The sequence below is a fragment of the Streptomyces sp. NPDC002888 genome (assembly GCF_042888465.1).
GTDB lineage: Bacteria > Actinomycetota > Actinomycetes > Streptomycetales > Streptomycetaceae > Streptomyces.
Genome location: NZ_JBIAPU010000023.1, coordinates 38,647 through 58,307 on the forward strand (window position 1 = coordinate 38,647; position 19,661 = coordinate 58,307).

The 19,661-nt window shown below is 65.8% G+C and carries 19 protein-coding genes and 1 tRNA gene; 16 read left to right on the forward strand and 4 right to left on the reverse strand.

Features of this window, described 5'->3' with window-relative positions; translation table 11 throughout:
* Positions 1-28: 28 nt before the first annotated feature.
* The 5 genes from ACFYWX_RS32320 to ACFYWX_RS32340 all read left to right on the forward strand — a co-directional run bounded on the left by ACFYWX_RS32320 (position 29) and on the right by ACFYWX_RS32340 (position 4,285).
* The gene (locus tag ACFYWX_RS32320; RefSeq protein WP_389428191.1) at positions 29-934 is read left to right on the forward strand and encodes a bifunctional DNA primase/polymerase; all 906 of its coding nucleotides are present in this window, start codon (positions 29-31) and stop codon (positions 932-934) included.
* On the forward strand, positions 931-1,335 hold the full coding sequence (locus tag ACFYWX_RS32325) for a hypothetical protein (protein ID WP_389428192.1): 405 nt from the start codon (positions 931-933) through the stop codon (positions 1,333-1,335). Before ACFYWX_RS32320 ends, ACFYWX_RS32325 begins: the two co-directional genes overlap by 4 nt.
* Positions 1,332-2,477, forward strand: a complete 1,146-nt coding sequence (locus ACFYWX_RS32330; protein WP_389428194.1) for a DUF3631 domain-containing protein — start codon at positions 1,332-1,334, stop codon at positions 2,475-2,477. Before ACFYWX_RS32325 ends, ACFYWX_RS32330 begins: the two co-directional genes overlap by 4 nt.
* 184 nt (positions 2,478-2,661) lie before the next feature.
* Complete coding sequence (locus ACFYWX_RS32335; protein WP_389428196.1) at positions 2,662-2,847, forward strand: helix-turn-helix transcriptional regulator; 186 nt, start codon at positions 2,662-2,664, stop codon at positions 2,845-2,847.
* Between the two features lie 61 nt (positions 2,848-2,908).
* On the forward strand, positions 2,909-4,285 hold the full coding sequence (locus ACFYWX_RS32340; RefSeq protein WP_389428198.1) for a tyrosine-type recombinase/integrase: 1,377 nt from the start codon (positions 2,909-2,911) through the stop codon (positions 4,283-4,285).
* Between the two features lie 135 nt (positions 4,286-4,420).
* On the opposite strand, the gene ACFYWX_RS32345 is transcribed toward ACFYWX_RS32340, so the two are convergent.
* A tRNA-Ser gene (locus ACFYWX_RS32345) sits at positions 4,421-4,507 on the reverse strand.
* Between the two features lie 809 nt (positions 4,508-5,316).
* On the opposite strand from ACFYWX_RS32345, the gene ACFYWX_RS32350 reads away from it, so the two are divergent.
* The 4 genes from ACFYWX_RS32350 (at position 5,317) to ACFYWX_RS32365 (ending at position 9,299) form a co-directional block, all read left to right on the forward strand.
* On the forward strand, positions 5,317-6,450 hold the full coding sequence (locus ACFYWX_RS32350; RefSeq protein ID WP_389428200.1) for an AAA family ATPase: 1,134 nt from the start codon (positions 5,317-5,319) through the stop codon (positions 6,448-6,450).
* On the forward strand, positions 6,447-7,343 hold the full coding sequence (locus ACFYWX_RS32355; protein ID WP_389428201.1) for a hypothetical protein: 897 nt from the start codon (positions 6,447-6,449) through the stop codon (positions 7,341-7,343). The genes ACFYWX_RS32350 and ACFYWX_RS32355 overlap by 4 nt, the downstream gene beginning before the upstream one ends.
* Before the next feature lie 8 nt (positions 7,344-7,351).
* Complete coding sequence (locus ACFYWX_RS32360; protein ID WP_389428203.1) at positions 7,352-7,843, forward strand: hypothetical protein; 492 nt, start codon at positions 7,352-7,354, stop codon at positions 7,841-7,843.
* A 922-nt stretch (positions 7,844-8,765) separates the two neighbouring features.
* Complete coding sequence (locus tag ACFYWX_RS32365) at positions 8,766-9,299, forward strand: NUDIX hydrolase (protein ID WP_389428205.1); 534 nt, start codon at positions 8,766-8,768, stop codon at positions 9,297-9,299.
* On the opposite strand, the gene ACFYWX_RS32370 is transcribed toward ACFYWX_RS32365, so the two are convergent.
* Positions 9,277-10,617 (reverse strand): helix-turn-helix domain-containing protein, encoded by a 1,341-nt coding sequence (locus tag ACFYWX_RS32370; RefSeq protein ID WP_389428207.1) that lies wholly within the window; start codon positions 10,615-10,617, stop codon positions 9,277-9,279. The two genes, ACFYWX_RS32365 and ACFYWX_RS32370, sit on opposite strands and share 23 nt — an antisense overlap.
* A 114-nt stretch (positions 10,618-10,731) precedes the next feature.
* Here ACFYWX_RS32370 and ACFYWX_RS32375 point away from each other — a divergent pair, with 114 nt between their 5' ends.
* The 3 genes from ACFYWX_RS32375 to ACFYWX_RS32385 all read left to right on the forward strand — a co-directional run bounded on the left by ACFYWX_RS32375 (position 10,732) and on the right by ACFYWX_RS32385 (position 12,528).
* On the forward strand, positions 10,732-10,971 hold the full coding sequence (locus ACFYWX_RS32375; RefSeq protein WP_389428209.1) for a hypothetical protein: 240 nt from the start codon (positions 10,732-10,734) through the stop codon (positions 10,969-10,971).
* Between the two features lie 208 nt (positions 10,972-11,179).
* Positions 11,180-11,623 (forward strand): glycine-rich domain-containing protein, encoded by a 444-nt coding sequence (locus tag ACFYWX_RS32380; RefSeq protein WP_389428211.1) that lies wholly within the window; start codon positions 11,180-11,182, stop codon positions 11,621-11,623.
* 68 nt (positions 11,624-11,691) lie between these two features.
* A complete protein-coding gene (locus tag ACFYWX_RS32385; RefSeq protein ID WP_389428212.1) occupies positions 11,692-12,528 on the forward strand; it encodes a protein kinase in 837 nt (278 codons plus the stop codon).
* Positions 12,529-12,769: 241 nt separating this feature from the next.
* Here the strand turns inward: ACFYWX_RS32385 and ACFYWX_RS32390 are convergent, their stop codons facing one another.
* Entirely contained in the window at positions 12,770-13,399 is a 630-nt protein-coding gene (locus ACFYWX_RS32390) for a hypothetical protein (RefSeq protein WP_389428213.1), read from the reverse strand.
* 488 nt (positions 13,400-13,887) lie between these two features.
* On the opposite strand from ACFYWX_RS32390, the gene ACFYWX_RS32395 reads away from it, so the two are divergent.
* The 3 genes from ACFYWX_RS32395 to ACFYWX_RS32405 all read left to right on the forward strand — a co-directional run bounded on the left by ACFYWX_RS32395 (position 13,888) and on the right by ACFYWX_RS32405 (position 16,813).
* Positions 13,888-14,550 (forward strand): hypothetical protein, encoded by a 663-nt coding sequence (locus ACFYWX_RS32395; RefSeq protein ID WP_389428215.1) that lies wholly within the window; start codon positions 13,888-13,890, stop codon positions 14,548-14,550.
* A 36-nt stretch (positions 14,551-14,586) separates the two neighbouring features.
* Positions 14,587-14,982, forward strand: coding sequence for a transposase (locus tag ACFYWX_RS32400; protein WP_389428217.1), 396 nt, complete (start codon positions 14,587-14,589; stop codon positions 14,980-14,982).
* Positions 14,983-15,286: 304 nt separating this feature from the next.
* The gene (locus ACFYWX_RS32405) at positions 15,287-16,813 is read left to right on the forward strand and encodes an MFS transporter (protein WP_389428219.1); all 1,527 of its coding nucleotides are present in this window, start codon (positions 15,287-15,289) and stop codon (positions 16,811-16,813) included.
* A gap of 68 nt (positions 16,814-16,881) precedes the next feature.
* On the opposite strand, the gene ACFYWX_RS32410 is transcribed toward ACFYWX_RS32405, so the two are convergent.
* The gene (locus ACFYWX_RS32410; RefSeq protein WP_389428221.1) at positions 16,882-18,375 is read right to left on the reverse strand and encodes a S1C family serine protease; all 1,494 of its coding nucleotides are present in this window, start codon (positions 18,373-18,375) and stop codon (positions 16,882-16,884) included.
* A 310-nt stretch (positions 18,376-18,685) separates the two neighbouring features.
* Between ACFYWX_RS32410 and ACFYWX_RS32415 the strand changes: the two genes are divergently transcribed.
* Complete coding sequence (locus ACFYWX_RS32415; RefSeq protein WP_389428223.1) at positions 18,686-19,522, forward strand: glycerophosphodiester phosphodiesterase; 837 nt, start codon at positions 18,686-18,688, stop codon at positions 19,520-19,522.
* Positions 19,523-19,661: the final 139 nt, after the last annotated feature.

A 19,661-nucleotide genomic window follows, 5' to 3' on the forward strand; every position in this document is an offset into this window, starting at 1 on the left:
CGCTCACAACGAACTGGAGACACCCAGCATGACCCATGACCCCCGCTTAGCGCTGCTGCGTGCGGCGCTGGACGCCGCCGAACGCGGCTGGCACGTCTTCCCCCTCCGCCCCGGCACCAAGCGCCCCGCTCTCCACGGCGAGGCCACCTGCCCCCACACCGGCCCCTGCACGAACGGGCACCTGAAGTGGGAGCAGCGCGCCACCACCGACACGGACCGCATCCGCGCTACCTGGTCGCGTGGCCCGTTCAACGTCGGTATCGCGACCGGCCCTTCCGGTCTGCTGGTCGTCGACTTGGACGTGCCCAAGGGCAAGGGCAGTTCGGACGCGCCTGGCGGCGCGGCAACCTTCCGAGCGCTCTGCGAGCGCGCCGGCCACGCCGTCCCCGCCACCTACCGGACCCGGACCGCGAGCGGCGGTGAGCACCTGTACTTTGCCGCGCCGGACGGCGTCCGGCTGACCAACACGGCGGGAACCATCGCTGAGTTGGTCGACACCCGGGCATGGGGCGGATACGTCGTCGCTGCTGGCTCCCTCACCCCCGCCGGGCGGTACGAGGCGCTGTGCGGCCCTGAGACGGCCCGTGTGCCCTCGTGGCTGCACAGCATCCTGCAACCGGCCCACAGGGCGCCTCAGATGCCCTCAACGGCCGTAGCGGGGCAATCCCGTCGATATGCGGATGTAGCGCTCGCCAGTGAGACGAGGAACGTCGCATCGGCTCAACTCGGTTCGCGGGAAGCCGCGTTGTTCCGCGCGGCGCGCGCCCTGGGGCGGTTCGTCGCGTGGGGCGACCTCCCCCGGCACGTGGTGGAGCAGGCTCTTCAGGAGGCAGGCGAGGCGGCCGGACTCACCGTCTCCGAGTGCCGCTCCACCCTCCGCAGCGCCCTCAATTGGTCCATCGCCCACAACCAGGCCCGCCGGGGGGCGGCATGAACGCCCCCTCCCGCCCCCGCCTGAAGAGCATCACCCACGCGCCGACCGGGCCGTCCGCCGCTCCGCAGGCTGTGGACACGACGGCCGTAGGCGTGCCGACAGGCGCCGCCCGTAAGGGCGTCCGAACAAGCTCTGACCCGCAGACCGCCGCCGTCGGCGACCCCACGCCTGAGCGGCCCGGCATCCGCATCTGCGCCCCGCCGGTCTACCGCGGCCACTACGACGGGGCCCGCTGGTCCAAGCGCTACGGCGGCACCCCGACCGCCGCCTACGCCTGCCCCTGCGGCCAGACCGGCACGGCCACCGGCCGGAACCCCGTGGCCGCCCTGGTTGCCGAGTACGACACCCACCGCGACACCTGCCCGCTCCGCAACCCCCAGGAAGGAAGGGCCGCCGCATGACCCCCACCACCGACGGGGCCGCGCTGCTGGACGAGGTGGAAGCCTTCCACCGCCGCTTCAACGTCTTCCCCACCGATGCCGCGTTCGTCGCCGTCGCACTGTGGGACGCGCACGCCCACCTGCTCGACTGCTTCGACTCCACCCCCCGCATCGCCTTCCTGTCCCCCGAACCGGGGTCGGGCAAGACCCGAGCGCTGGAGATCGTGGAAACGCTCGTGCCGCAGCCCATGACGGCGGTCAACGCCTCCGCCGCCGCCCTGTTCCGGTCCGTCTCCGCAGGCAACGGCAAGCCGACGATCCTGTTCGACGAGATCGACACGGTCTTCGGCCCGAAGGCGGGGGACAACGAGGAACTGCGCGGGTTCCTCAACGCCGGACACCGTCGCACCGGAGTCACCTACCGGTGCATCGGAGACGGCGGCCAGCAGACCGTTCAGGCGTTCCCCTCGTACTGCGGGGTCGCGGTCGCCGGTCTCGGCTCGCTGCCCGACACGATCATGAGCCGCTCCGTCGTCATCCGCATGCGACGCCGGGCGAGGAACGAGAAGGTGGAGCCCTTCCGGGCCCGCATCCATGAGGCGGAGGGGCACAAGCTCCGTGACCGGCTCGCCGAGTGGGCAGAGCAGGCACGAGGGTTCGTCATGGGGGCGTGGCCCGACATGCCCGACGGGGTGACCGACCGGCCCGCCGACGTGTGGGAACCCCTGCTCGCTGTCGCCGACGCGGCCGGCGGCGACTGGCCCACCCGGGCGCGAGAGGCATGCGTGACCCTGGTCACCGCCTCCAAGGCCAACGACAAAGGCAGCCTGGGCGTGCGACTGCTGACCGACCTACGCGACCACGTCATGGTCGGCATCGACCGCCTGCCCACCGTCGCCATCCTGGACCGGCTCAACGCCCTCGATGACGCCCCGTGGGCCGACCTGGGCGGCAAGCCGCTCGACAACCGGCGCCTGTCCAAGATGCTCGCCGAGTACATGACGGCCGACAACGAGCCCATCACATCCCGCAACATCAAGGCCGCTGGCAGCGTCCTCAAGGGCTACTACGCCGCCGATCTCTGGGACGCGTGGGCCCGCTACTGCCCCCCACCCCCGGAAAGTCCGCTACCTCCGCTACCCGGCACCGAAAACCTGTCCTGACCAGCAGTGATGGGGTAGCGGCAAGCAGTGCTGCGTGCCGCTACCCCGCCGCTACCTATCCGCTACCGCTACCCCTTCCCGCTACCTCCAACAGGCCCCTGACCTGCGAGGTAGCGGCGGTAGCGGAAGTAGCGGACTTTCCAGAGGGCCCCTGGACGCCTCACCCCGAAAAGGAGTCACCACCTTGGCAGGCACCAAGATGCTCAAGCTCCCGGAAGTGCTCGAAGAGATCGAGATGAGCCGCGCTGCCTTCTACCGCATGCGCACCCGGGGCAAGGCTCCGAAGCTCATCAAGCTGCCCAACGGGCAGATCCGTTGCCGCCGCAGCGACCTGGACGCGTGGTGGGCCGACTGCGAGATGAGCGCCTGAACCTGCCCGATCCGGAGGGACCCCGCCGAGCGGCGGGGTCCCTCTTCTGTGAAGGAGAACAATGCACAGCTACGACGTGCGCATTTGGAGCATCCGGAAGCGTCCGAGCAAGGTCGCTCCGTTCCAACTGCGCTGGCGGGTAGACGGGACAGAGCATCAGGAGAAGTTCGCCACCAAGACGCTCGCAGATGCCCGCCGCGCGGAACTGCTGACCGCGACTCGTAAGGGCGAGCCGTTCGACACAGAGACAGGGCTTCCCGTCTCCGAGGTGCGCGAGCGGAACCGCACGAGCTGGTACGCCCATGCCCGCGCGCACGCGGCGCGGAAGTGGCCGACTGCGGCGGCGAAGCACCGCGCGAGCATCGCGGAGAGCCTGGCCATCGCCACGATGGCGCTGTGTCCGGCGGGGAAGGGGCGCCCGACGGATGACCTCTTGCGCCGTGCGCTGTACCAGTGGGCATTCAACGCGGGGCGCCACAGCCAGGAAGTGCCGGAAGCAGAGGCCAAGGCACTGGCGTGGGTGGAACGCAACGCGCCGGCGGTAGTCGACCTCGACAACGCGAAGCGAGTGCGCGCGGTGCTGGAACACCTGGCCAAGCGCCAGGACGGCAGGGCGGCCGCCGCCAACACGTTCCGGCGGCGCCGCGCGGTGCTGAGCAATTGCCTGCGCCTGGCCGTGGAACACGAGTTGCTGCCCGGCAACCCCCTGCACCGCGTGCACTGGGAGACCCCCAAGGCGGTCGAGGAACTGGACGTGCGCAGCGTCGCCACACCCGCACAAGCGCGGGCGCTTTTGGACGCGGTCCGTGCGCAGGGCGCCCGCGGTGCCCACCTGGTCGCGTTCTTCGCGTGCATCTACTACGCCGCCATGCGCCCCGAGGAGGTGTCCATGTTGAGCGCCGATCAGTGCGACCTCCCCGAGGAAGGGTGGGGGCGTCTCATGCTCGCCGGCGCCCGGCCACAGGTGGGATCCGCCTGGACGGACGACGGCAAGCCGTACGAGGAAAGGCAGCTCAAGCACCGGGCCCGCCGCGCGGTCCGGCCGGTGCCCATCCCGCCGGTGCTGGTCGCCATACTGCGCGCCCACCTCGAAGGGTTCGGGACCACGACTGAAGGTCGACTGTTCACCGCCGTACGGGGTGGGCCGGTTCGGTCGCAGGAGTACGGCGCGGTCTGGAAGAAGGCCCGCCGGAAGGCACTCACCGCCACGCAGGTGGCCTCTCCACTCGCCGCCATCCCCTACGACCTGCGGCACGCCTGTGTGTCGTTCTGGCTTCGCTCTGGGGTCAGCCTCGCCGAGACGGCCCGGCGCGCAGGGCAGAGCGTCGCCGTTCTCCAGCGCTACTACGCCAAGGTGCTGGACGGCGAGGAGTCAAGGATGAACGCGCTGATCGAGCAAGGGTTGGCGGAGGACGAGAGCGGGCCCGAGGGGCCGTGAATCCTGGCCGCAGGCTGGCCGCACGCGCTGGTCAGAAGTGGGATACCGGCGAGTCAGGGTGAGACAAGGTCATGCCAAAGGGGTGCCGCCCCGGTGAGTGGCACCCCTTCTGACCTGCAACCTTCTGACCTGCTGCGGTGGGTGTGGGATTTGAACCCACGGTGACATCGCTGCCACGACGGTTTTCAAGACCGTTCCCTTAGGCCGCTCGGGCAACCCACCTTCGCTGCCGCCCACCTGGGGCGGAGCGGTGTACAGCGTACCGGCCCCGGACCTCTCGTGGGACTCGTGGTCCACACGGGGTCCACTGACTCGTTTCCACCCAGGATCACCTCTCGGATCCCGCTGGCACGAAGCACACGCCGATACCGCGAAAGCCTGCTGTCGTGCCGGCCTCATGCGAGATCACGGTCTCCGCTGGTTCCCGTGTCTGTGGGCACCCGCTGCGTCGCCAGGTCGCAAGAGCCGGAGCAGCGACTGCACCCTCTGATCCGTAGGATCGGGCAATACGCCGAGCGAGACGCTGACGGCCTCTGATTTCGATCGGCCAGGTCAGCCATCACGCGCGTCTGTGTGCCGTCGTTGTCGTCAGTACTGCCGTCTGGCGCCACCGCCGGGTGTCCGCGCCGTCCCGGGCCCAGCAAGCGCCCCGCCGCCTGACTGCAGCAATGTCTGACAGCGAAACCAAACGGAGCCTGTGAGTCACGACTTTCTCTGCTGATTCCAGGCGCCGCGCCCTGGCACGGCGCTGCACCGCCAAAAGAGGCTCGTCGGACCTCCCGCGCCATTGCATCCAATCCGTCGCGGACAGTAACGCTCCCCCCTTCTTTCTCTGCGACTTCCCGACCTCATCGCGGCCAGCGAGATGATGTGCATGAAAGCGCAACAGGACAGCACACCACATCCGTAGAAGACTGGGTTACAGGACCGTGAACCACTTGGGAGCGGCCGTGTGGAAGATATTTGCGCGCCACAGAGACGCCCGGGCCAGCAACGCTCCTAGCCCTGCATCACCGAAACTCGAGTCCACCATGAAAGAACTCCTGAGCCAACCGGAACCGCAGCCCAGATCGCTACCCAGATTCTCTCTGCCGAATTCAGTAACAGAGAATTCGATTAGGGCTATTCTCGATGCTGCAGTAGTGGGCCAAGAGCAGGCCAAGCGCAAGCTGAGTTCTCTCTTTTCCCTGCATCTAATGGGCACAACAGAGGAAGACCTGCAGATGCAACTTCCGAATGCCATAATTCTTGGTCCAACGGGTGTAGGAAAAACTTACTCCATGAGCGTTGCTTCCGCCAGCCTCGGACTTCCCTTCGTGTCGATCGACTCCACGTCACTTGTCCCCTCGGGTATTGTTGGACTGCAGGTTGAGGATATCGCGATTGAGCTCTGGAAAGCCGCCGAAGAAATCCTTACTGCGCATTCATTCAGAAGCGAGCCTGCTGACATCAGGGAACTGGCCCAGCATGGCGTAGTATTTCTTGACGAATTTGACAAAATTGCAACTTCCCAGGACCGAGAGAGCTCCGAAGACGCCAGTCGAAGGCTGACTCAGAGGCGGCTCCTCAAGTTCGTCGACGGCGATATGGTGCGTGTGGGAGTACCATCCCGAAGTTATAGCGGGTCAACACCCCAAGATGAATTCGTGAACACCAGAGAAATATTCATGATTGCGGGCGGCGCTTTCTACGGTATCGAAAAAGTAAAGCAGAATCGGAAAAATAGCCTGCTGTATCGGCGAATGTTCGGCTCCGATTATTACGTCACAGAGGATATCCGAAACTTTGGGATAATGCCTGAATTGGCTGCACGATTTCCCATTCTCATAGAATTTCAGCAACTAGGCACCAGGGATTTCGTCCAAATTCTAGCCGAGAGTAGTCGATCCCCTCTGCGGATATGGGAGACATACGCGGCTAAGTCAGGTATAGAGCTCAATGTTGCAGAGGATGCACTTGAGTTCTTCGCAGAAAAAGCAGCAACGCTGGGAAGTGGGGCGAGGGGCTTGCACGAGCTCATCTTTCCGTTCCTGCAAGACCGCCTTACGGAAGCACTTACCAACGGAAAAACACGTGTAAACATTGAAGCAAGTGACCTCGGAGCTAAGCGCTTCACAAAATACGGAATTAGAGTCGAAAACAGTGCCACATCGGAGGAGTCATGATCACGTGGTCCGAGTACACGGCAAGTCAGCGTATCTTCGATTATTTGACCGCTATCCGGAGCTTCTCGCTAGTTCTTGATACTCCGCCCCTTCCAGAGATAGGGAAAAGCGAGAATGCGGCACAACTAGCTACCCGCCTGTACGGCCCCGTCAGAAGAGCAGTCGATTCTTCTAGCTTTTTTTCATTCGATGAGTTGTCACTAAGCACCCCGGCCGGTGCTGCTCGGGTAGCGTACGAGGACGACAGATTCGACTTCACGCTGACTGTACAAGATGGTCAAATAGCTCTGCAGCGGCAAGGGTCTAATTTCAAGGACTTCCATTCATTTTACACCCGACTTTCTGAGCATCTTCCAGAACTGATGAATGGCGCCTTGCAGCAGGTAAAAGAATACGCCAAAAGGGATTGTGAAATACTTCGAGGTGCTTACGTGTTTGAATTCCTGATATTTGACATTCGCACGAGTGCAGGAGACCATCGCCGCTTGAAAAATTCGGAAGTGATGAGCAACATCGTAATCGGGGTTCCGGGAGACGACGGGAAGCTGGTCAAGGACGAAAAGCTCCTTGCGGATGCAGGCCGTGTTGATGCCAGCATTTCAAGGTGGGTAAACGCAGCACACGCAGGTGGTATGCGCTTGGAGAGATACGCTCTTGAGGCTCCTGCGAATAAAGACAGGTTGGGCCTATGGGTGCGTTTTAGCTATGCAGGAGACACGTATACGGTTCCAGAGTCAGATGATCTAGAACGAGTGAAATTTAGCGGGACTAATTTCTTTGAAGAGCACGAGGATGCTTACATTGGGTTCCTTCGAAACACAGCCATTGAGGGTTTTCTGGGGAGCCTGCTTGACGGTTACACTTTCCAGTCGTCCGCTAGCACGCTCCCGTGAGGAATTAGATGATCTCGGAAGAAGTGATCTCCTCTGGTGCGGACCTTGGTGACGTGCCCACATGGATACTGGCCGCATTCGCGATAGCTGCGTTTACATCTTCCATGCTGCTGTTCCTGATCGAGCATGGGCGTGACACCCGTGCACGCGATGACCAAATCAGCGGCCAAGCAGCTAAAATATCAGCCTGGTACGACTCCAGGGCATCGGTTTATGCTGAAGGTGCAACCCCTGGCCGAAATTGGCTCTGCCTCATCAATTCGAGTAGCGATCCCGTCTACGATTGCCAAGCTGAACTGCTGTTGGCGCACAGCGTTGTGAAGTCCATGTCTATCCATATCATTCCCCCCTTGCATAAGGTGCAGGTTAAGCAGGTCGAGCATCCTGGCCTGGAGGGAATACGTGATATCGCAGTGCGACTCCGGTTCACGGATTCTGCCGGCCGGCGCTGGGAAAAAAATGAGAAGGGGAAGTTGAGAATTGTTGGCGGAGGAGCTTGATGACCAACCTCCACTAGCAGGTATCGCTTCCCGGCCGGCGGAGACGATCGGCGGGGTCAGATTACAGAGCGTCTGGGAAAGATGCCCACCAAATTTTTTCCCCCTGAAATTACAACAAGAGGCCGAGCCTGTGAAATCGAAACATTCCTTTCCTTGGAAAATCTTTCCACTGCCGCATACGGAAAAACCCAGTACTTGGACGATTTTCCCTCTAGGCGAAACGGGAATTCGCCGTCCGTGGCGAGGCGGGCGCCATTCGGCAGCAATACGGCACAGGCTTCTACCGTAATCGCATGGCGACCTTCATTAACTGCACCGACAACAAAGACCAGCGCGCTGTCAGGTTGCCTGGCCAAGTCTCCGTGAGCCTTGACTTTTGGACCAGACTGATGCCAGCTGAGGACGTTCCAGCCAAGAGTGACTCCGCTAACGCCCAACGCTGTGTACGAGACCCATGCGGGAGCAGACATATACCCACATTGCCCCCACTGATGAAGTCATGCGATCTCGGAGTGGCGAATGAGTGAATCTCGCCCGGCTGCCAACGTGAAGCCATTCGGTGTCTCCGCAGATCCGGGGCCCTGTGCGGCCGGCCCTTTAGCCGCCGCGTTCCGCCAGCGAGAACGGCGAAACAGTTCCTACCCGAGCACGGTCCTCCATCTGAAGGCTCCATGGCTGGCCCTTGCGTACCGGATGCACCTCGCGCCGCATGGCGGTGATCAGCTTGCCTTCCCAGGCCGAAGGTTCGACGAACTTCCCCTGCCACCGCTCCCTGGGAGCCCTGCTCCTGGCGCTTGGCCGCTCAGCCGGAAGGCGAGTCACTCGCAGGGCATCTCGTCAAGGTGACGCGAAAAGAGTCGAACTGGCGCCCTCCTTCGGAGCGGTCTGAGATCCTGGAGACCGATCGAGAGGGGCCGCAGGTATGGAGTGGAAGACCCACGGTGAGCGACAGATCTACACGAACAAGTGGGTGAATCTGTGTCTGGTGGACGTCCAGCAGCCTGACGGGCGCAGGTGGGAGTACCACGTTGTTCGTCTCCGGCACTTGGCCGTGGCCGCCGTGGTCAACGACCGACAGGAGGTCCTGATGATGTGGCGGCACCGCTTCATCACGGACTCGTGGGCCTGGGAGTTGCCCATGGGCCTGGTCGAGGAGGGAGAGTCTCCGGAGGAAGCGGCGGCCCGCGAAGTGCTGGAAGAGACGGGATGGCGTCCTGGTCCCATCAAGCCGCTGATCTACGCCGAGCCGGCCAACGGCATCACCGACTCGCAGCACCACGTCTTCCGCGTGGACGGCGCGACCTACGCCGGTCCGCCGACGGAGAAGAACGAGTCCGACCGCATCGAGTGGGTCCCTCTCAGCGAGATCCGAGGGATGATCGACCGCCGCGAGATCGTGAGTAGCGGATCCCTCGTTGGTCTGCTGTACCTGCTCATGGATGAAGCGATCCGCTGACCGGTGGGAGCAGCTCCCGTAACCGCGCCTCGAAGGCCAGGGCTACGGGCTCTTGCCGGTGCGGCGCCAACTGGTCGTAGAACTCTCTGAGGTGTCCTGACACCCGCTCGGAGGCCACCGCCGACGCGTGTTCCAGTGCTTGCGTTGCGGTGTGGCAGGCCTGATCGAGCTTGCCTTGGTCGAGCTGCGTACGAGCCAGCCAGAAAGCGTGAAACGCGCGGCCGCGCTGGTTGGTCCGGGCCTCTCGGCGCAGTGCGTCCGCAATCAAGGGCTCGGCCGTCGCTGCCTCGCCAAGTCGGCCGTGGGCAATGCCCGTGTCGACTATGAGCTTCAGCTCGTCGAAGTAGGTCACCCACGACGGCTCCGGGTCGCTCGCCTGGATCTGCTCGAACTGGCGGTGCGCTTCCCCGATTGCTCGGTGAGTCGACGTCTGACTGCCGAGCGTGGCATGGGCGAACGCCTCGCGCATGGACAACATCGACAGGACGCGCGGGGTCGTGCCGAGGTCTGAGCGGGCCTGGTCCTGGGCGGCAGTCACGAGCGCCAGGGAGTCCGCGGGCTTGTCCTGATAGGTCGCCTGCAAGCTCATGCACGCGAGGACGTTGGCCATGAACTGCCGGTCGTCGATCTCCTTGGCCAGTTGCAGGGCCTCGGTGAAGTACGCGCGGGCCTGGTTGTACTGGCGGGCGTCGAAGTATGTCCACCCGGTGAGGCGTGCCAGCTCGGCCGCGATTCCGTACAGGCCGTTCTGAATGGACGGCGGTCGGCTCTCCTTCAGGAGCCCGACCACGTGTCGAAGCTGTCCGACGATGGCAGGCCTGAGAGCCTCGCCCCCGTGCTGGTCGTCCCGTCGCCAGTAGTCCTCAATGGAGGATCGGAAGCCTTCAAGTGTGGCTGCACTGAGGCTTGTTCGGGTCGCCATCGCCAGAATGCTGTCTACATCCGGCCCCGGCAGATACGTGGGCACGTGCTGTTCAGGGGCCGACAGCTCGGGTACCTCGCGCTCGGTGACGACAAGAGCCTGAGGCGTCTCCCAAGGCCGCCGGGCGAGCCCAAGCATGTGTCCCGGGATGCGCAAGCCGTCCGCGATGCGCTCGACGACGTCCATGTGCAGCAACTGGCGGCGGCCGGTGATCACTTCCCCGACTCGGCTAGGGGTCAGCTCGCATCGCCTGGCGATCATCGACGGGTAAATGCCCGCCTTGGTCTTCACCAGACGGAAGACTCTGGTGAAGTCCCGCGCCCGACAGGCATCGATCATCTCGGGGTCGGTGAGCAGCCTGGCAGGCAGTTCCTGCGGCCGGGTTGCATCTGGCATTCGGGATAGCTCCCACACTGCGAGGGCTACGCAACGTCGCTGATTGTCACTTCCCGCGATGTTACCCAAGTTGGGTAATCAGCCTGACCTTTTGGCACCGGCCTCCGAATCGCGATGCTCCTTGGCATGGCGAGCAAGCAGACCAGACCAGGCATCGGTGAACTGGCGAAGGACATTGCCAGAGGACGCATCGGCGTCGTCATGGGTCGAGTCGGCGGCAGTGTGCAGATGCGGCCGATCCGTGGCGGCAGGGAGTGGGATGCCGTGCCGGACAACGTGGTGGCGCTCAGTGCGCGCGAGGAACTGAGCGCACGCCTGGCCGTGAAGAACGGCAACAGTCGGGTCGGGCTGTGATGCGCGCCATCAGCCGGTACGCCCGGGTCCTGTTCATCATCGGCATCAGCTGTTCGTGCGGCTTGGTGATCGGCTTGGCCCTCGGCACCAGCAAGTAGACCGGCCGCCCCGGACGGGTGCCGATTCCCCGGCTCCCCCGTCCCCGTCCCCGTCCGGGGCCGGCCTCCAAGGCAAGTGCCACGCTCCATCTCACACCAGGAGATTGCACATGACGGCAACGGCGAACGACCAGAAGACCGGCCGCGCGGTGGCTGGCGAGGAACTGTTCGAGAGCCTCGCGCACTTCGTGGTCGTCCACAACGGGCAGTCCCCCGAGCGTGCCGAGCGGATCGCGGACCAGGCGCTCGCGTTCCTCGTCACGGCGGCCACCGCAACCGTCCCCATGGTCCCGTCGGACGACGTGGACCTCGGCCTGCACGCGCTCATCCTGCACACGAAGGAGTACGCCGGGCTGTGCGAGCAGTACGCGGGCCGCTTCCTGCACCACAACCCCATGCCCGGTGGTGGTGCCCGTGATCCGGAGAAGGTGGCCGCCTCGACGCACGCCATGAAGGCGGCTGGGTTCATGGTCTTCGACGACCTCTGGACCGTGAACGGCCAGAACCTCGCACAGTGCGACTCGGACTGCGGCCGACCGTACGGTCAGGCCTGACACACGGCAACAGCGGCGCGGCCGGCCTCTGCTCATGGTCGGCCGCGTTCGCCAGGAAGGAGAAGACCTTGCCCGGCCCAACCCCTGAGCTGCCGATCGTGGTGCTCGACGCGCTCATGCCCACAGCTCAGCACATGGTCGTCAACCGCCGGGGCTCCACGGTCTGGGAGGTGGAGAGCCATCGGGGCCACTACGCCGTGAAGCTCGGCCACCCAATCGAAGCCACGGCCGACTGGCCTGCCCAGCCCTGGACCGCGCTCGCGCCCGCACGCGAGGGTGCCGTCCTGCATCGCCTCGGCTTCGACGAGATCGCGTACGGCGAGTGGGAGCACGGAACCTGGAACTTCCAGCCGTGGCATGAAGGGCCGGACCTGTACCGGCTGTGGGAGCCCTGTCGTAGGCGAGAGTCGTCCATCCCGCCGCACACCAGCGTGGCGCTGGGATGCGTCGAAGCGCTGGCTGAGCTCCATGCGAAGGGCTGGGCGCATGGTGATGTGCAGCCTGCCCACTTCATCATCGGGCCGGAGCGCACACACCTCATCGACCTCGCCCTTGCCCGGGGCGGACACGTGCCCGAGGCGTACGACTTCCCGTTCCGCGGCTGCCTCGTCCACTACGAGGCACCGGAGATCGCACGCAGCGTGCTCTGCACCGGAGAAGCGGAGCCGACGCAGGAAGCCGACATCTACGCACTGGGCGCATCCCTGCTGATCTCGGCCACAGGCTGGCGAGCGGTCGAGTATCCGGATGACGCTCCGCGCCCCGTGCAGAGAGAGGCCGTGGCGAACGGCAGGCGTCGTCCCGTGAAGGCGCCCGGCGAGCTGGGCGAGCTGATCGACGCGATGCTCAGCCGCGCTCCCGAGGACCGGCCGACCATCTACGAGGTGGGCAAAGCCCTGAGCTGACCTCGAAGCCCCGTCCCGTTGTGCGTTGCTCGCGCGGCGGCGGCCGACAACAAGAGACCGGACCACCCCTCAGCCTGGACAGCATTCCGGGTGGTCCGGTCGTGGAAGCCCTGATCAGGACCCCGGTGCCGATGGTACTGGGGTGGTCGGCGTGCCCGAATTCGGCGAAGGTTGTGTCTCAGGCTGCTGCCTCCTTTAGGGGTCGACGCAAGAGCGCGGCGGCCCCGTCGGGAACTGCGTTTCAGCCCTGGCCAGTGACGTGGTTCGCTTGCCAGTCAAGCGCAAGGTCCATGTCCACCTCGAACGGAATATCCACGTGTAGACCCTCCATCCCTGTGAATTGCCCGATACCAGGCTGCCGGATGATTTTCCAGGTCAGGACGAGCTCGATCGAGGAGCGTGGTGGAATCTCGGCGGATACGGTCTTGGTCCTGGTCAATGTCATCTCTGTGCTTAGCGCGTACGCGCCGCGGAGCTCGGCCTGGAGCGTCTGGCCAAGTGAGGCGAATCCGGCGACTGTCAGCGTGGCGTTGGAGCCGTGAATCGTGGCCCTCTGATGGTCAACGGTGACGGAGCGGGCCACGGTCCAGGAGATCTCCTCCGTGTCGGTTATCGTGGCGGCAGTGTTGTTCCTGGCGACCTTGCGCTCCGTTCGAGCGAAAGCCTCCGTGCGCGGTGTCTCAACGACACGGGCGAATCTGAACTCGTTCGGGTTCAGCCCGCCTCCGGGAACCGGGATTACGGATCGAAGCTGTACTGCCGACTGTCTGCGCGCGATCTCTCGGGCGCCGCGCGCGATCACCTCGGGTATCCGCATGCCCCACGATGCGCCGCACCGTCCGCAGTGGAAGCGGCCGCCTGTGTAGGTCACTGGAGCATCCGTAGGGGCCAGGAAGGCGAGCAACGCAGAACTCGCACGCCAGCTTGGAGACTGGTACCCAGGTATCAAAGGGGGCGGAGGGTTCTGCAGTATTCGCGACCTACACCAGGGACAGCAGCCTGTCTCCATGTAGCGCTGCATTTCCGAGCTTAGGACGTAGCTCACGGCAGTCCCCCCGATGGCTAGACCCCTTGAGGATAAGGCTGGACGCATCTGGGTGTCTTGCATCAGGCCGCAACGCCCTGGGCCAACTGCCGAGATGTCTAGCTAGGTGCCACGCTCGCTGGGCGTGGCACATGCAGGGGACAAGGCATCCATGAGGAGTTGAGGAGTGCTTTCGCGTAGGTGGAGGCGCCGGTGCCAGGCGGCTAGGTCGTGTCCTGTGGATCAGGCCGGACCAGGTGCGCGAACTCGGACGGTTCAGGCAGGTCTTGCGACGTCCGGGGGGACTTGTGAAGCGACCTGACCGCCTGCCGGGGTTGCGCTACGACGTGATGGGGGCCGCCAACCAGAATCCGGACATGGTGCAGAACCTTATTGCCGTGTTCAGCCTGCTCATCGGCCTGGGGGGCCTGTCAGTGACGTACGCAGCTCATCGGCACAAGGTCCGGCAGGAGAGTGAGGCTGCCGCGATCCGCGAACGGGGGTGGGCATCCCTGGTCCACGCCAAGGTAGATCTACTTCAGCACCCACTGACCAACGAATTCGCCCGGCGAGTCGAGATCGAGTACCAGGGTGCCCATCCGATCACGGACGTGCGCGTGTCCTTCCGCGGCGAAGTGATCGGCGAATTCCCCTTTGTCATGTGCAACAGGCGTGAGTACGCCCGACTGCGGCCCGCGGAGTCCAATGCGACCGACAGCGAGAGGCATATCACCCTGGAGTTCACGGATCCTGCCGGGATCCGCTGGAAGCGCGAGGCCTCCGGCTTCCTGCGACGCGCCCGCCAGGACGCCGAAGGCCTGGAGACCGGGGATCTATGGGGAGCCCCGGAGCCCCCCAACGTTCAACGATGGAATGCGCCGACGGGGCAGCCGGCCAGCACGCCGGGATCGCGACGTAGAGGGTCCCTCCGAGCAGCGGTCGTTCTGGTTTCCGTGCTGATCGTTGCAGGAGGTGTCTGGTGGCTCCTGCACCACTAGACCGTCCCTGCGGATCATCTGATCGTTAGTTGATGTGTGTCGTTGACTGACGAGCAATGGGCGCGGATCGAGCCGTTATTGCCGGACCGCACGCCGAAGCGGGGAGGACGGTGGCGGGATCACCGGCAGGTGATCGACGCGATCGCGTTCAAATACCGCACCGGGACACCGTGGATGGACCGGCCCGAGCACTTCGGGTCATGGAAAGGCGTTCACAACCGGCTGCGCACCTGGGCCCTGACCTGCTCTTTCTGTCCCTCTACGGCCCTGTGGTTGGTCCACGCCTGGTCCACAAGCACTGATCAACGACGCGACAGAGCGGATCAAGGTGAGACAGGCACCATGCGGAACGGGCGCCTCTCCATGAGAGGCACCCCTTCTGGCCTGTACGTCTATGACCTGCGAAGGAATTGGGATCCGACCGCACGGTGACGCTTTCACGTCACGCGTTTTTCAAGACCGTTCCCTTAGGCCGCTCGGGCAACCCACCTTCGCTGCCGCCCACCTGGGGCGGAGCGGTGTACAGCGTACCGGCCCCGGGGGTTCGGCGGGGGCGGTGGTCCACATGGGTGTTGGCGGGAGGCCGCGGAGGTCTGCGTACGGCGTTCAAGGGTTGCGAACACTGTTCCGCTGTGCGTACAGTGTTCGCAACGAAGGGGACGGTGTTCGCGAAGTCGGAACACTGTTCGCAGCACAGGGAACCGTGTTCGCAGGCCGGAAGGAAGCAGGGGAACCGATGGAAGCCCGCATCGAAAGCAGCAAGGACGGACGCAACCCGCGTCGCTGGTGGATCCTCGTCGTGCTGTGCCTGAGCACGGTGGTCCTGACCATCGACAGCATGGCGCTCACCGTCGCGGTGCCCTCGATGACCGCGGACCTCGGCGCCAGCGCCCAGGACACCCAGTGGATCCTGGACTCCTACATCCTGGTCTTCGCGGGTCTCCTGCTCACCTCGGGCAGCCTCGGCGACCGCTTCGGCCGCCGGCGGGTGATGCTGATCGGCCTGGTGCTCTTCGGCGCGGCCTCACTGGCCGCGACGCTCTGCACCAACCCGGGCGAGGTGATAGCCGTCCGCACCGCGATGGGCGTCGGCGGAGCACTGATCATGCCGTCCACCCTCTCCATCCTCATCACCGTCTTCGACGAGGACGAGCGCGGCAAGGCGATGGCGGCCTGGGGTTCGGTGTCGATGCTGGGGCTGGTCGGCAGCCCGGTCCTGGGCGGCGTCCTGATCGACCACTTCTCCTGGCACTCGATCTTCTTCCTCAACGTCCCCGTCGTCGTCCTCGCCATCGTCGCCGGTGTGGTCCTGATGCCGGAGTCCAAGGCGCCCTGGCAGAAGCCGGACCCGCTGGGTGCGGTGCTCTCCGCGGTCGGCATGACCGCGCTGGTCTGGTGGATCATCGAGATCCCGCAGCACGGCGCCTTCGCGGGTCGCTCCACCGTCACCCTGATCGTCGCCGTCGTCGCCCTGGCCGGGTTCGTGGTGTGGGAGAACGTCACGAAGGCGCCCATGGTCCCGCTGGTCCTCTTCAAGCACCGCAACTTCAGCGGCGGTTCGCTCTCGCTGGCGCTCGTCCAGATCGGCAACGGCGGTCTGCTGCTGGTCCTCACCCAGTACCTGCAGTTCGTCCTCGGCTACTCCCCCGTCAAGGCGGGCCTCGCCTTCCTGCCCCTCGCCATCGCCGCGCTGCTCGGCAACGGCGTGGGTGTGAAGCTGGCCGAGAAGATCGGCAACCGGTTCGTGATCCTCGCCGGCATGCTCGTGATGGTCGCCTGCTTCGCCCTGCTGACCACGGTCGACGCCGACTCCGGCTTCACCGTCCCGGCGATCTCCCTCGGCCTGCTCGGCCTCGGCGCGGGTCTGGCGATGCCGGCCGCGGTGGGCGCGCTGATGGGCACCATCCCCGCGGACAAGGCGGGCGTCGGCTCGGCCCTCAACGACACCATCCAGCAGGCCGGCACCGCCCTCGGCATCGCGATCCTCGGCTCCCTGCTGACCACCGGGTACGCCGCCGAGATGCCCGCCGACGCCCCTGAGGCGGCCCGCCAGTCCATCGGTGGCGCCCTGGCGGTGACAGGCCAGGACACGGGCCTGGTCCGGGCCGCCCGCGAAGCCTTCACCGACTCGATGACGACGACCTTCACGGTCAGCGCGATCGGCGTCCTCGCGGCGGCGATCCTGGCAACGCTGGTGATGCGCGACCGCAAGCCGCAGGAGCAGGCCGAAGCCCCGGCACAGGAACAGGAACTCGTGGCCTGACCTACACGCACACAAGAAGGCCGGCGCCCCGAGGGGGCGCCGGCCTTCGGCGTGCTGCCTGGAAACGGTCAGTTGTCGCCGACTCGGGACGCCAGGGTGACTTCGGCCGTGCGGGTCTTGCCGTCGCGTTCGTAGGTGATCGTCACCTTGTCGCCGGGCTGGTGGGTCCAGATCTCGCCGATCAGGGTGGGGCCGCTGTCGATGACGTGGTCGTCGAGCTTGGTGATCACGTCGCCGGGCTTGAGGCCCGCCTTGGCCGCGGGGCCGCCGGACTCGACCGCGGAGGAGCCGCCGGAGCCCGAGTCGGTGATCTTCGCGCCGCCCGTGGAGTCCTCCAGGGAGACGGACGCGCCGATCTTGGCGTACACCGGCTTACCGGTCTTGATCAGCTGCTGGGCGACGTACTTGGCCTGGTTGATCGGGATGGCGAAGCCCAGGCCGATCGAGCCGGACTGGCCGGTGCCGCCCATGCCTCCGCTGCCGCTGGACTGGATCGCGGAGTTGATGCCGATGACGTTGCCCTGCGCGTCGAGGAGCGGGCCGCCGGAGTTGCCCGGGTTGATCGACGCGTCGGTCTGGAGGGCGCTCATGTAGGACGCCTGGCTGCCGGAGCCGTCGCTGGAGGCCACCGGGCGGTTCTTGGCGCTGATGATGCCCGTGGTCACCGTGTTGGACAGGCCGAAGGGGGCGCCGATGGCGATCGTGGAGTCGCCGACGGCCACCTCGTCGGAGTTGCCCAGGGTGAGCGGCTTCAGGCCCGACGGGGCGTTCTTGAGCTTGATGACCGCGACGTCGTAGCCCTGCGCGTGACCGACCACCTCGGCGTCGTACTTCTTGCCGCTCGGGAAGGTGGCCGTCAGCTTGCCGCCGTCGACCGCCTCGGCCACCACGTGGTTGTTGGTGACGATGTGGCCCTGGGTGTCGAAGACGAACCCGGTGCCCGTGCCGCCCTCGCCGCTGCTGGACTCCGCCTGGATGGTCACGGTGCTCGGCAGCGCCTTGGCCGCTACGCCCGCGACGGTGTCCGCGTCGCGCTTGACGGAGCCGCCGCTGGTGGAGGAGGAGACGGTGGTGGAGCCGGTGGTGTCGTCGTTCTTGGCCAGCGTGTAGCCGAGGCCACCGCCCAGGCCGCCCGCGACCAGCGCGGCCACGAGGATGCCGGCGATCAGTCCGCCGCGGCCCTTCTTCGGCGCGGGCGCGGGCTGCTGGTACGAGGCGCCCCAGCCGCCGCCCCCACCACCGGCGCCACCGGTCATCCCGTCGTACCCGGCACCGGCGCCACCGTCGGCGTACGACGGGGTGGCGGGCGGCGGGGGCGGCCAACCGGCCTCGGCGCTCTGTCCGCCGTTCGGGGCCGCCGCGTACGCCGGCGGATGGCCGGGGTGCGTCGGCTCCGGTCCGCCGTGGGCGCTCGTCGGTCCGCCGTGGGCGCTCGGGGGCGGGGGCGTCGGTGCGCCGCCCTCGGATGCGGCTGCCTGTGGGGAAACCGCGGGAGATGCCACCGGCACGGGGGGTGCGGACGGGGCCGGGGGTACCGGGTTGCCCTCGTTCTCGGTGCTCACAGCTCTTCTCCTCGATCCACGGCTGTTGTCCTCGGTCGCACTCGGTCACGCTCGTTCACGCTCGTCGTCGACCCGGCGCGCTGCAGCTGTGCATGTGCTTTTGTATGCCGTCAGCTTTTCCCACGGGCCGTCAGAGCACCATAAGCGGTGGCTGTGGGTCCACGGCCACTCCTTACATAGGACATGTGGGGCGCATTGGACGCATCCCCGGAACATCTCAGACGGTTCTCAGACTCCGCACGGCACATCCCTGGCGCATCAGCACGCCTCCGGTCGGACGCGTACCCCAACCCGGTGGCACCATGACGCGGTGACCCACGCACGGCAGCAACACATTCAAGTCGTCGCCCACCGCGGAGCCTCGGACGAGGCCCCCGAGCACACCCTGGCCGCGTACAAGAAGGCGATCGAGGACGGTGCCGACGCCCTCGAGTGCGACGTACGGCTGACCGCGGACGGCCATCTCGTCTGCGTGCACGACCGCCGCGTCAACCGTACGTCCAACGGCCGCGGGGCGGTCTCGGCCCTGGAGCTCGCGGACCTCGCCGCACTGGACTTCGGCTCCTGGAAGACGCGGGAGGCGCGCGAGGCCTGGCGCACGCGCGACGAGGAGCCCGACTGGGAGTTCCGTCCGGAGGACCGCGAGGACACCTCCGTACTCACGCTGGAGCGGCTGCTGGAACTCGTCGCGGACGCCGGGCGACGGGTGGAACTGGCCATCGAGACGAAGCATCCGACGCGCTGGGCGGGGCAGGTCGAGGAGCGGCTGCTGCTGCTCCTGAAGCGGTTCGGGCTGGACACCCCGGCGTCCGCCGCCGAGTCGCCGGTACGCGTGATGAGCTTCTCGGCGCGCTCCCTGCACCGGGTGCGGTCCGCCTCGCCGACGCTGCCGACGGTCTATCTGATGCAGTTCGTCTCGCCCCGACTGCGCGACGGGCGGCTGCCCGCGGGAGTGCGGATCGCGGGGCCCTCGATCCGGCTCGTGCGCAACCATCCCGCGTACGTCGAGCGGTGGAAGCGGGCCGGTCACCAGGTGCACGTGTGGACCGTGAACGAGCCGGAGGACGTGGACCTCTGCGCCGAGCTGGGCGTCGACGCCCTCATCACCAACCGCCCGCGCGCGGTGCTGCGCCAGCTGGATCGCTGAGCTCACAAACCACTCAGACCCCACCTGCCCCACAAACCTCGTAAAGACCTGTGAACAACCCTTGACCCGGCGGGCGGCCCTCCAGCACCCTCTGATCTCGGCCACACTGCAGAAATCCAGCCACACGACTACAGGGAGT

Bases quoted from the DNA above. Each gene is read 5' to 3' on its own strand.
- ACFYWX_RS32360 (WP_389428203.1), top strand. From the start codon at position 7,352: ATGATCTCGGAAGAAGTGATCTCCTCTGGTGCGGACCTTGGTGACGTG.
- ACFYWX_RS32325 (WP_389428192.1), top strand. From the start codon at position 931: ATGAACGCCCCCTCCCGCCCCCGCCTGAAGAGCATCACCCACGCGCCG.
- ACFYWX_RS32355 (WP_389428201.1), top strand. From the start codon at position 6,447: ATGATCACGTGGTCCGAGTACACGGCAAGTCAGCGTATCTTCGATTAT.
- ACFYWX_RS32375 (WP_389428209.1), top strand. From the start codon at position 10,732: ATGCTCCTTGGCATGGCGAGCAAGCAGACCAGACCAGGCATCGGTGAA.
- ACFYWX_RS32320 (WP_389428191.1), top strand. From the start codon at position 29: ATGACCCATGACCCCCGCTTAGCGCTGCTGCGTGCGGCGCTGGACGCC.
- ACFYWX_RS32340 (WP_389428198.1), top strand. From the start codon at position 2,909: ATGCACAGCTACGACGTGCGCATTTGGAGCATCCGGAAGCGTCCGAGC.
- ACFYWX_RS32380 (WP_389428211.1), top strand. From the start codon at position 11,180: ATGACGGCAACGGCGAACGACCAGAAGACCGGCCGCGCGGTGGCTGGC.
- ACFYWX_RS32365 (WP_389428205.1), top strand. From the start codon at position 8,766: ATGGAGTGGAAGACCCACGGTGAGCGACAGATCTACACGAACAAGTGG.
- ACFYWX_RS32370 (WP_389428207.1), bottom strand. From the start codon at position 10,617: ATGCCAGATGCAACCCGGCCGCAGGAACTGCCTGCCAGGCTGCTCACC.
- ACFYWX_RS32405 (WP_389428219.1), top strand. From the start codon at position 15,287: ATGGAAGCCCGCATCGAAAGCAGCAAGGACGGACGCAACCCGCGTCGC.
- ACFYWX_RS32350 (WP_389428200.1), top strand. From the start codon at position 5,317: ATGAAAGAACTCCTGAGCCAACCGGAACCGCAGCCCAGATCGCTACCC.
- ACFYWX_RS32330 (WP_389428194.1), top strand. From the start codon at position 1,332: ATGACCCCCACCACCGACGGGGCCGCGCTGCTGGACGAGGTGGAAGCC.